The 656-nt window shown below is 34.0% G+C and carries 1 protein-coding gene; it reads right to left on the bottom strand.

Going from position 1 to position 656, the window contains the following annotated elements; genetic code table 11:
• Positions 1–135 precede the first annotated feature (135 nt).
• On the bottom strand, positions 136–387 hold the full coding sequence (locus ACFQ1R_RS11545; RefSeq protein WP_379926378.1) for a hypothetical protein: 252 nt from the start codon (positions 385–387) through the stop codon (positions 136–138).
• Positions 388–656: the final 269 nt, after the last annotated feature.

Below are 656 nucleotides of genomic sequence, written 5' to 3'. Positions count from 1 at the left end.
AACACCGTGTAAAAATAATTGCTTGGTTCTTGCCTACTCGGAAAATCCTGCGGATTTTCCTCTGGTTCGTCCCATTTTTAGTAAGTTAGTTGCTTTCACACGCAACTATCCTTACACAAACACGTTAGGGTGCATTTAAGACAGCACACCGTTTTCAATCCATAATTTACCATTTGATTCTTGGTACCATTCTGGCTCTTCAAAATTTCCATCATCAATTAATACACAAGATGATATTTTTACAAGCTCTTGTTTTTCTTCATCAGATAATTGAGCAGTTGCAAATTGAAATAGTGTTTCTTTATCCTTTAAAATTGGATTAACAAAAGGATATTCAACCATTTCTTGTGGCTTTGAATTGTAAGTTAAAATAAATTCGATTCTCATAATTTTTGAATATAAACGCACCCTAACAATGTATATAGCAAATTGGGGGTGTCGTTCCAACTTGCAATATTTGTGCTGTTAATTTACTTTGTCGTGGCTTGATAGGGTGGCACATTTTAATCCCCAACTTGCCATATACTTAGCGTTACCTTGCATTAAAAACACGCACTCAAACGCAAGTTTTGTGGAAAAAATATTGAGATTTAATGCACATTTTTACGGAATTTAAAAACAGAAAAAAAACAAGATTGCGGAATTTTAGCCCGTTT

Origin of the sequence: Mariniflexile jejuense, from assembly GCF_042675665.1 — a bacterium.
Classification (GTDB): Bacteria; Bacteroidota; Bacteroidia; order Flavobacteriales; family Flavobacteriaceae; genus Mariniflexile; species Mariniflexile jejuense.
The sequence above is the reverse complement of the archived record's forward strand: the minus strand, read 5'-3'. Positions and strand labels throughout refer to the sequence as shown.